Source organism: Candidatus Caldatribacterium sp. SIUC1, from assembly GCF_051549785.1.
Lineage (GTDB): Bacteria > Atribacterota > Atribacteria > Atribacterales > Caldatribacteriaceae > Caldatribacterium.
In genome coordinates this window covers 995,868-1,004,844 of the sequence record NZ_CP189974.1, presented here as the reverse complement: position 1 = coordinate 1,004,844, position 8,977 = coordinate 995,868, and the positions used below count along the sequence as shown (strand labels likewise).

Sequence of the window (8,977 nt, the reverse complement as noted above, 5' to 3'; positions counted from 1 at the left end):
TGACGTGCTGGGCGAGTTACCCAGAGCAGCCAGCGCAGATGTCGGTCAAAATGAACCCACAGAGGTCAAAGGCACCAGGCAACTCTTCGAGTTCTATACACCCTGGGCGCCGTCGGGCACACTGCTATTCCCCTGTCCTCAGTGCAGCTTTAAGTTTTTCAACCAACAGAGGAAGGTCCTGCTGTACCGTCTGCCAAAGGACATCCAGGTCTATATCAAAATACCCATGAACCAGCCGGTGGCGCATTGCAATCATATCCTCCCAAGGAAGGTCGGGCAAAAGCTCCCGAGTTTCTTCAGAGACCTGGTATGCGGCTTCTCCGACGATCTCAATGTCCTTCACCAGCGCCAGCACCAGTTTGCGGTCGCGTTCTAACTCCTCTCGACAACTGGAGCTTGCAAACTCAAGAGCTTCCCGGGCAGCATCGAGCATATGTTGCAGCCGCACTCTATCACTCTTCCGCATACTGCACCTCGGCTTCCCGCAACACCTCCTCGCGAAAATAGGGGCTCAGGTCCCTCAGGGTACGCAAATCCACCTTTCGCCCCCCAAAAAGCGCCGACAACTCACGCTCCATGCGAGCAATGCCGAAAAGGCCGGGAACATGGCCAGGTTCGAATTCCACGAGAAAGTCGATATCGCTTTCCGGCCCAAGGTCTCCGCGTAACGCCGAGCCAAACAGCGCCAGGCGCCGGATGTGATACCGCCGGCAAAACTCGGCGAGCTTCTCTTTCGGCAGTTGTATTCCTGCCATGGTTATCCCTCACAGTGATGCGGAAACCAGATCTGGAGCAATCTACCGCACTCAAAGTCCGCCCTCTCAACGCAGGCATGGCACTCAACGGCGGCAATAGCTTGAAGCTCGTCTTCCAGGTGCTCCTTTGGATTCCTCACAGCACCACTGCCTCCTGGAGCACCCGCTCTCGAATGCGCGCTTTGAGTCCCCGTTCCGTAACCACATCCACTCTCCGGCCAAGGAGCCTTTCCAGCTCGTACTGAAGGTCCCCAAGGTCAAAAAGAGACTGGCCCGGTTCCATCTCCACCAGGAAGTCGATGTCACTTCCCTCGTCCGCCTCCCCGCGAACTGCCGAACTGAAGATGCGCACCTTACAAGCACCGTATCTATCGCACACCTTAAGAACTTCTGCGCGTTTCGCCTGCAAGAGCTCCTCAAGTCTCATGCCAAACCTCAGAGATTCTTCCGGATCACCTCATCCAGCCGCCAGGGCTCGGCTTGCTGCCCCGAAGCTACACCACCAGGCAGGTCACATGGGTAGCTACAGAAGTCGTCCTCTTTGTCATCTTCAGCTGGAGCGACCAGCAACCACGCCTCCACCGACCCTCGGGTATAATCCCTGTTCATCTGAGCTTGCCCGGGCCCTGGAAATAACCGAACTTTGGCCCTATTATAGCGAATGTACTTTCGGTTTGCATGGACACTGATTTGACCCGGAAGAGATTCCTTTTTGTCCTCCCGGTGTGGGGAGGAACCGAAGAAGAACCCATCATGGCCATAAGAGAACTCCTTCGCAATCCCCAGACGTACCTTTTCAGAGAGGTCATATTGCAGGGAAACGCCATCCAGGTTCTGGGCAAAGAAACCGTGAAAGACAAGCTGGTCTATCCCGCTTACCTCTCAACTAACCCAGAAACCCCACCGGTCCCGGGGACTCAAGCCAGAAAGGTCCTCGGGATTTTCAGCTTTGCCTTTCCTCCCACTCTACTGTGCAGCCGTAATCGCGAAGGAGCTTCTCGAGTTCCTGCTTCAGCCGCCGCATTGCCCCTGTGGGGTCATCGACCCGAAGAAGGACCGTGGCTCCCTGTAACTCCCGCAGCCTTTGTGCAGCTTGAAGCAGAGGATACAGGATATTCGCGCTGGTCCGCACCGTAAGCGTCACCGCCCCTGGCTCAGGGGAAGAAGCCACAGTTCCCGGCTCTTTTTCCTGTTTTTTGGGAGACGCAACCAGAACCACGTTGCCGTTTTTCAGTACCTCCTCCGGGACTTCCTCGCCCACAAAAGTCCTGTTACCGGCCTGAATCCCAAAAATCCCCTGCCGCACACCTTCCCGGATAGCTCCTGTGATGGCTTCTTTAGGGTTCTTCAAAAGCGGCTGGCCCACCACACCCGTGAAGATGGTGTTCACCTGAGAGAGCGAGACCTCGCCGCCATTCTCCTGAAGCACTCCCTGCAGGTACTCCTTGCATCCTTGCAAGGATTTGGTAAAATAAGGAATGCTCCCTGTGGTGAGCGTAGCTCAACTGGTCAGAGCACTGGACTGTGGATCCAGGTGTTGGGGGTTCAAGTCCCCTCGCTCACCCCAGACCCTGCGCGCCCGTGGCTCAATGGATAGAGCAACGGACTACGGATCCGTAGGTTGGGGGTTCAAATCCCTCCGGGCGCGCCAGCTTTTTTCTCGTTTTTGGGGCGCTGCGATATCTATCCCTTCCTGCTCCTCCCTCAAGTCCGCAGACCCTGGCGGAACGTGCTCTTTGGGGTGAGTCCCATGGGCAAAACCCATAGCTCCACTACACGAAGCCGGAAGAACACATCTCCGAACCATCGGGGACACGGGAAGTGCGTTAGCGCTTCCTGCCACACCCTGAAGTTTTACCCGGCCTACGAACTCGGGAGACCGGGAGTGGGTATTGGTTCAGGACTGGGAACGTTGGTTGGTGGTGGTATGTAGGGGAAAGAGGGGGTTGGTTCTGGAGCGGGTGTCACAGTAGGAGCAGGTAGCAGGGTTGGAGCAGGTAGCAGAGGGCATTCATCACCTACGGTGAAGTCCACACCGTTACTTTCGGTGCCGTTGACGGTCACGGTGACTTTCCCAGAGCATACCCCATAAGGAACCTCCACCCGGATTTCGGTGCGAGACCAGGAGAGCGCCCTAGCCTCTACCCGAAATCCCTCAACGCAGGATGCAAAAGTCGCCTTACTTCTACCCTGGGTGTCCCCAAACCCGCTCCCGGTGATGGTGACTACGTCTCCGGGGCAGCCCCGATCAGGAGTGATGGAGGTGATGGTCGGCGACGAAGGAGGAACCGCCCGACAGCCGAAGAGGAACACAGCCAGCAAGAGGAACGCTACAGACGCCTTGAGAAAGCTCTTCATTCAAAGCGCCTCCTTCAGGAAATACCTCAGGAAACATTGTACCAGCCGCCCCCCTGGTCCTCAAGGGTGTGTACAGGTCCACATCATGTGGGACACTCGGAAAGTCCAGTGCCTCTCAGCTCCTCCCAGGTTCCTCTCCCCAAGCTCCAGTGTGGTCTTTTTTTATTCTCCACCTCCTCCGTCCACTTTTTGCGGTGGCACCTCATGTTCCAAGGGTCCATCTCATCCTCAGAGGGCCAGAGAACCCTTCCGGAAGGTCCGATCAAGCCGCGCTCTACCATTCCACTGATGCGGGAGACCCTGGGGAAGAAGGGCTTGATGCCGGAGTTCTTCGACACCTGAGTCAGGATACAGGTCGCTCTTCCTTTTTTGTCTCCCCTCCCTGTTGCAGATCTCTGTGAATGAACCTATCCACGGGTGCCACAGAAATCAGGGTCTCTTACTCTTTCCCCAGCTTCTTTTTCATGAGTGCTAAATCGGCTTCAAGCTGTTCCAGAGTACAATGCAAATCGAGATACGCCGCCACGTATTCTTCGCCCTTCCTTGGGCCCTCCTCGACGACCTGCCAGAGCTTGTAGGCCACCCGGTAGAGGTCTGGGCCGACCTCCTCGGCATTGGCAATGAGCTCGATCCGCCCTTTATAGTTGTAAAACCAGGGCAGGAACTCGGGGTACAACAAACGGTACTCCGCAAGGATTCTCTGCCGGTGAGCCTTTTCATCCTCAACCGGCGGCGAGAGGTCCGGAGTCAGGGGCCCTTCTTTTTGGGTGGTTTCAGCCTGAGCAGGCAGGATGTAGGCCTTTCCCTGGGCAATGGCGAGGATGCTCTTTGTGCTGGGGTCCTGCATTGTAACCCGGAGGAGGTATACTCTCCCTCTTTCGCATACACATGGGAAAGAGAGGCCCCTTTGGTTTCGGCAACACTCCCATCGCCGAAATCCCAGAGGTACACCACCTGAGGTGGGCAATGCTCAACCACCACATAGAACCCGTATTTTTCTCCTGCCAGACCGCTCAAATTCTCCGGATGGAGCTCAAGGAAAGGCACGGTGAAAGCCGATGAAGAGACTCGAATTCCGCCGATATCAAGAACCAGGCCTATCTCTTTCACCGGACTCCTGGAGGCTAAGGGAATCCTCCCCTCGATGACTCCTTCCTTTATGGAAACCGCCCCCAGAGGGGGTTCCATGGATTCCCCGTTCACCACCACGGTGACGTTCCCATCCTCAGGGAGGGTGAAGGAAAGAGGGTCGTCGTAGACCCCAAAAGGAGTGTGGACTACTCGCCCTTTCAAGAGGCCGATGTTCTCCCCCTCCTTTTCCTCAACGACAAAAGCATCAAGGATAACCTCCACTCTGGGCATGAACCACCCAAGGAGCTTTTGGCCGACAGCTACGGCTGCAGGAACCAGACGTTTTGCCTGATCAAAAGAGCAGTTCCGGTCGATCTCAAGACGAGGGGAGAGTGACACCCCGCCCAACTCGGCAAGCTTCTGCAAAAGACCGTCACGGACAACCCGGACCAGGCGTACCCTCCCCAGGAAATCCTCCCGATAGTAGTAGCCCTGCTCTTTATCGACTTCAAGGTCCTCAAGACGTGGAGAGGGGTATTCGGGCATGCCGTTGGCATTGGTGAATCTCCGGCCCGATATTCTTTCGGTGCCGGCTATAGTATCCAGGGAAAAGTAATTCCTGTTCGTGTACGCTGCCACAAGGTCAAAGAGCTGCAACACCTTCAAAAGACCCCGTTGTGTCTCGGGAACCGACTGGATCTCCCGAAGTAAATCCGGATCAACCCGGCCTTCGGCCATGGAGTCTTTGACCACCTCCTCATCGACATATTCCTCGTAGGGGTCGGCGCGGTACCTGTCCGTGATGTACTCCGTCCACGCCACCCCCGGGTGGGAGTCATTCCGGACGTGGGCCGGAACCGTCATGTCGGCCAGAAGGTGCATAGTCTCTCCCAGCGATCGCCAGGCAGCTGCAAAGAGTCTCTCCTTTTCCTGAGAGCGAGAGGCCGAAAAAGCCCTCTCCATAAACTCCACTCCCTTTGCCAGGGAGTAAGGAGAGTGCAGGGCTCCCCACCATTTCGCATCCATTTTGGGGTTTGGCCCCATGACGAAGGAGGTTAACCATTCCTCGACGTGATCAGTGAGGTACGTCGCCCCCTGGTTCGCCCCCAGGGGGTCGTAAAAGTGGCGGAGGGACATGTATCGTTCTGGCTCATCGGCCGTGTAGCCACCCTCTATCACCCACTGGTACCACTTGCCCTTCCCTATCCCTTCCCGAACATCCTTCTCCCAGTTGCCCGGCTGCACCACCGTTGTCCCGGTGAGGTTTTCTCCACCCCAAAAATCGTATTGTGTCAAAACCGGATCACTCAAAGACTCCGCCACGAATGCCTGGACCGCAAAGGCGTTGATAACCCTATGGGGTCCCCCAGACATAGTCCGCTCCCGATTATCGTTACTGTAGGAGTGAACCGCTGTCGGAAGGAACACAAGGAAGGCAACACACAAGAGAATCCCCACTGTGGTTTTTCGATCAAACTCCACGGAGATTTCCCCTCCCTAAAAAGGTCCCTTCAGCAAGGTTTGTATCTATCACACACCCTCCCGCCGTCTTCCGTTGCCTCTTGCGAAGGAAGAGAGTGGGCAAGAAGGGGAACCGGGGTACATGAAAACGCTACCAGAAAAATCAGGTCCTGTCAAACAGCTCTAAAGAAGCTCTGTGTTCTGGACGCACCCATTCGCCGGGAATGCTCCCCCGGTGTTTTCAAAAAGAAAGAAGACAGAGAGGGCCCCGAAACCCTAGGGTGACAAAGGGGCACAACCTCTGGCATCGAATTCGTCTTTTGGGGATAAGTTCGGGGTGAACGGACCTGGTGCCCCATCCTTTGATTTAGAGCTCCGCCTGTGGCCTTCTTCGATAGGGAACCTGCCTGAGGCCCTCCCTTAGAGCACAGCCTACCTCTCCGAAGCTTCTCCCACCCATTCCTCCGGGAGATTCTCCGCCTGCTCGAGGATGGTTTGAACGGTTTTCTCCTGGTTATCGGGAGGGTAACTGTACTTGCGGAGGATGCGCTTCACCAGGACCCGGAGGTGTGCCCGGGCGGATTCGCGGATGGTCCAGTCCACGGTGACGTTCTCCCGGAGGGTACAGACGAGCTCCTGGGCGATGCGGCGGAGGGTGGGTTCTCCGAGAACCCGGGCAGCTTCGCCGTTTGCCTCCAGAGCTTCGTAGAAAGCAACTTCTTCCTCCGAGAGGCCGAGGGCTTCTCCGCGGCGGCTCGCCTCCCGTCATTCACTCCCCACACCCCGGCTCCCCAGCTTGCTCACAAGCGTCTCGATCTTCCGTTTAAGGCCGGGGAGGTCCTTTTCCACCGTCTTCCAGACCTCCTCCAGGTCCACCCCAAAGTATCTGTGAACGAGCAAGTTTCGCATAGCGACAATCTGCGGCCAGGGTATCCCGGGGTGGGCTTCGTGAAAGGCTTTGTCGAGCTGTGCAGCTGCCTCTCCGATGAGTTGAATGTGGTACAGGACCCGGATCCGAACCAGTTTGTTCTATTCAAACGCCTCTCGCCCACGAGCCGTGTAGCGCTCGATTCTGGTAATGGCATCCAGAATGTCTTGCAGGGGCTCCCTTGCGCTCCTCACAGGGGGACGGCCTCCTGCAACACTCGCTTGCGGATGCGTTCCTTGATGCCACGGCTACTCACCACGTCCACCCTGACTCCCAGAAGCTCCTGGAGTTCCAGCCACAGCCCGGCGTGGTCGAGGAGGCTCCGCCCCGGTTCGAAGTCGACAATGAGGTCGATGTCGCTCTCTTCGGTGATCTCACCACGAGCCACCGAGCCGAAGACGCGTACGTTGTGGGCACCGTATTTGGCGCATACATGAAGGATCTCCTCACGCTTTGCTTTCAGTAACTCCTCAAGCGTCATACCCGAGCCTCCCGGAGGTTTTTTCCAGATTGCCTCATCGGTCCAGGGCCTTTCCTGGAAACTGAGGGGCAAAGGAACACTCCTTCCTTTTGCCATAGCGCACCACCCCTGCTACCGGAAGAGCTTCGACAGGGCTCCCCCAGCGGCTTTCCCGAGGGCCCTCCGGAGAATTCTCTTCCCCAGGGCTTCGGGGCCTTTTGTTGCGGCCTCGACGTCACCGAGGAATCTTGCCAGGGCATAGAGGAAGGACCGGGTTGTTTTAAGGGAGTCTCTTCTTTGGGCCACCTTCCACCCCTCCCGGGAGGGAGTATACCAGAATTCCGGCCCGGAGAACAAAAACCCCTGGGTTTTTGCCCTTGGAATTTTTTGCACCCGAGCTTGCGCTCGCCCGGAATGCGGCACCCATCCTCTCACGGTGGTTTCGGTAGCTCTTTGGCTGGGGAGCTCCCGGATGTGGTCTGAAGCAGCTCCCGTAGAGTGGGGAAGGCGTCAAAATTGAGGCCGAAGACTGGAGCTTGAACCCTGAACACTCTTCTCTCGCCATCCGCGCAAAGGACAACTCAATGCTGGACGGGGCATCGGCAAAAACCGCCTGGTCCTCTTCTCTCCCGATTCTGAGGTGCAGTCGGGGGACGTCGCGGTGGTGGAGGTGGATGAAGAGGGGCTCACGGTGAAGCAGGTGTTCCTCCGGGGGAACCCGGTGGTTTTGCAGCCCAAAAATAGCCGCTACGAGCTGAGGATCCTCGAGAGAGGAAAAAAACTCGGTTCACATTCCTCGGATAGTGTCAAGAATGTTGTGTCAGAACACCTACTCCTTTTTGTAGAGAGTTCCTCTTGCGGAGAAGGAAGTTTGGTAAGGTTTTCTCTGCATACCGCTTGTTTCACTCTGAGAGACAAGGTACAGGAGCTCCTCGAAAGCCTTGGGTCTTGAGAAAACCTCAACCACCTCGCTTCTCCTCTTTATATCCTTGATGCAACTTGATGCAACGTTCAGAGAGTTCTGGTGCGGATGTGCTGCTGCAAAAGGGTGGGGTACCCAAGGTGAGTAGTGAGATAGGGCAAATCCCTCTCCCAAGAAGAAACTGCTTCCGGGTAGAGGTTTCAAAGTGTTCCTGAAACTCTTCAAGAGACGATGCTACGTACATCCTCTTCACATCCTCAAGAACTGTCCCTTCATCCCTTTTCCTCACCTTGCGCAAGACGTGGCGAGTTTTGTGCACTGGATCACTCTGGCATTGGGCTTCCGGATACACCTCTTTCACCGCTTCTCTCACGTCCTGCAACCTATCCCCCACCACGAGGAAGGGTTCAGCAAGACCCCCCTCTCCCTCAAAGAGGAGAGGATTTCCTTCCACGGAAGGCGCTTTCAGCATCACTTCCTGAGGTCCAGAACCCCAATACCTCCCGATACCCTTCGCCATCGATACCCAGCGCAAGGTATACCACTTCAGAAGCTACGGTATCCCTGCGTATCTTGAGGAACACCCCATCCAGGAAGAGGATAAGGTACCACCTTCGAATTGGTCGCTCTCGCCATTCCCTACTTTTCTCCACCACAAGACCTGTGATCCGGGAGTCTCAACCTGGGGCATGCTTTCCCTCTTAAAGTTTCGAGGGTCTAGGTCATGCCTCTTGGGGAGTAACCTCCTTGCTCCATGGCCGTGATGAGTTCGTCCAGGGCGTAAAGAGCTTTTTCGGGGTTTGAGGAATGGAGAGGTCCTCAGGAGTCCCAAGTGGAGTTTTACGGTCCCTCTCGTAGAAGCCATTTTTCCGGTCTTCTTGTTCTCCACAAGTTGCTTCCCGCGCAAGGAGCATAACCTCTTCCAGAACCTCTTTCACGGTTCTTGGACACCTCCTGATAGGATGATTGGTATTCTCCTTTTGTTGTACCAATTGTGCCTATCAGGAGGTTTTGGTGTTTCC

The 8,977-nt window shown here is 56.1% G+C and carries 14 protein-coding genes, 2 tRNA genes and 3 pseudogenes; 3 read left to right on the top strand and 16 right to left on the bottom strand.

The window, feature by feature from the left end:
* Window positions 1-124 precede the first annotated feature (124 nt).
* The 5 genes from ACP6EK_RS05190 to ACP6EK_RS05170 all read right to left on the bottom strand — a co-directional run bounded on the left by ACP6EK_RS05190 (window position 125) and on the right by ACP6EK_RS05170 (window position 2,184).
* On the bottom strand, window positions 125-466 hold the full coding sequence (locus ACP6EK_RS05190; protein WP_438313712.1) for a HepT-like ribonuclease domain-containing protein: 342 nt from the start codon (window positions 464-466) through the stop codon (window positions 125-127).
* On the bottom strand, window positions 453-755 hold the full coding sequence (locus ACP6EK_RS05185) for a nucleotidyltransferase (protein WP_017874261.1): 303 nt from the start codon (window positions 753-755) through the stop codon (window positions 453-455). Before ACP6EK_RS05185 ends, ACP6EK_RS05190 begins: the two co-directional genes overlap by 14 nt.
* Window positions 756-757: 2 nt before the next feature.
* Window positions 758-895: a hypothetical protein gene (locus tag ACP6EK_RS05180; protein ID WP_438313710.1), complete on the bottom strand. Its 138-nt coding sequence runs from the start codon at window positions 893-895 to the stop codon at window positions 758-760.
* Window positions 892-1,182 carry a nucleotidyltransferase family protein gene (locus ACP6EK_RS05175; RefSeq protein ID WP_438313708.1) on the bottom strand — a complete coding sequence of 97 codons (291 nt, stop codon included), beginning with the start codon at window positions 1,180-1,182 and terminating at the stop codon, window positions 892-894. Before ACP6EK_RS05175 ends, ACP6EK_RS05180 begins: the two co-directional genes overlap by 4 nt.
* Before the next feature lie 516 nt (window positions 1,183-1,698).
* Window positions 1,699-2,184: a hypothetical protein gene (locus tag ACP6EK_RS05170; RefSeq protein ID WP_438313705.1), complete on the bottom strand. Its 486-nt coding sequence runs from the start codon at window positions 2,182-2,184 to the stop codon at window positions 1,699-1,701.
* Between the two features lie 61 nt (window positions 2,185-2,245).
* Here ACP6EK_RS05170 and ACP6EK_RS05165 point away from each other — a divergent pair.
* Window positions 2,246-2,322, top strand: a tRNA-His gene (locus tag ACP6EK_RS05165).
* Window positions 2,323-2,330: 8 nt separating this feature from the next.
* Window positions 2,331-2,406, top strand: a tRNA-Arg gene (locus ACP6EK_RS05160).
* Between the two features lie 212 nt (window positions 2,407-2,618).
* Here ACP6EK_RS05160 and ACP6EK_RS05155 read toward each other — a convergent pair.
* From ACP6EK_RS05155 to ACP6EK_RS05125, 7 genes and pseudogenes are all read right to left on the bottom strand, one after another.
* Window positions 2,619-3,113, bottom strand: coding sequence for an IPT/TIG domain-containing protein (locus ACP6EK_RS05155; protein WP_438313702.1), 495 nt, complete (start codon window positions 3,111-3,113; stop codon window positions 2,619-2,621).
* A 439-nt stretch (window positions 3,114-3,552) separates the two neighbouring features.
* Window positions 3,553-3,789 (bottom strand): hypothetical protein, encoded by a 237-nt coding sequence (locus tag ACP6EK_RS05150; protein WP_438313700.1) that lies wholly within the window; start codon window positions 3,787-3,789, stop codon window positions 3,553-3,555.
* A gap of 71 nt (window positions 3,790-3,860) precedes the next feature.
* Window positions 3,861-5,666, bottom strand: coding sequence for a PKD domain-containing protein (locus tag ACP6EK_RS05145; protein ID WP_438313697.1), 1,806 nt, complete (start codon window positions 5,664-5,666; stop codon window positions 3,861-3,863).
* Between the two features lie 411 nt (window positions 5,667-6,077).
* Window positions 6,078-6,410: pseudogene (locus ACP6EK_RS05140) on the bottom strand (type I restriction enzyme endonuclease domain-containing protein); the annotation flags it as partial.
* On the bottom strand, window positions 6,411-6,632 hold the full coding sequence (locus ACP6EK_RS05135) for a HepT-like ribonuclease domain-containing protein (protein ID WP_438318899.1): 222 nt from the start codon (window positions 6,630-6,632) through the stop codon (window positions 6,411-6,413).
* Between the two features lie 131 nt (window positions 6,633-6,763).
* Window positions 6,764-7,054 (bottom strand): nucleotidyltransferase family protein, encoded by a 291-nt coding sequence (locus tag ACP6EK_RS05130; protein ID WP_438318896.1) that lies wholly within the window; start codon window positions 7,052-7,054, stop codon window positions 6,764-6,766.
* Between the two features lie 111 nt (window positions 7,055-7,165).
* Window positions 7,166-7,339: a hypothetical protein gene (locus ACP6EK_RS05125; RefSeq protein WP_438313694.1), complete on the bottom strand. Its 174-nt coding sequence runs from the start codon at window positions 7,337-7,339 to the stop codon at window positions 7,166-7,168.
* Between the two features lie 334 nt (window positions 7,340-7,673).
* Between ACP6EK_RS05125 and ACP6EK_RS05120 the strand changes: the two are divergent.
* Window positions 7,674-7,745 (top strand): annotated as a pseudogene (locus ACP6EK_RS05120) (hypothetical protein); the annotation flags it as partial.
* A gap of 117 nt (window positions 7,746-7,862) precedes the next feature.
* On the opposite strand, the gene ACP6EK_RS05115 reads toward ACP6EK_RS05120, so the two are convergent.
* The 4 genes and pseudogenes from ACP6EK_RS05115 to ACP6EK_RS05100 form a co-directional block, all read right to left on the bottom strand.
* On the bottom strand, window positions 7,863-8,129 hold the full coding sequence (locus tag ACP6EK_RS05115) for a hypothetical protein (protein WP_438319016.1): 267 nt from the start codon (window positions 8,127-8,129) through the stop codon (window positions 7,863-7,865).
* Between the two features lie 79 nt (window positions 8,130-8,208).
* Window positions 8,209-8,427 (bottom strand): annotated as a pseudogene (locus ACP6EK_RS05110) (transposase); the annotation flags it as partial.
* The gene (locus ACP6EK_RS05105) at window positions 8,384-8,608 is read right to left on the bottom strand and encodes a transposase (RefSeq protein WP_438313691.1); all 225 of its coding nucleotides are present in this window, start codon (window positions 8,606-8,608) and stop codon (window positions 8,384-8,386) included. The gene ACP6EK_RS05105 and the pseudogene ACP6EK_RS05110, both read right to left, overlap by 44 nt.
* Before the next feature lie 69 nt (window positions 8,609-8,677).
* Entirely contained in the window at window positions 8,678-8,893 is a 216-nt protein-coding gene (locus ACP6EK_RS05100) for a hypothetical protein (RefSeq protein ID WP_438313688.1), read from the bottom strand.
* Window positions 8,894-8,977: the final 84 nt, after the last annotated feature.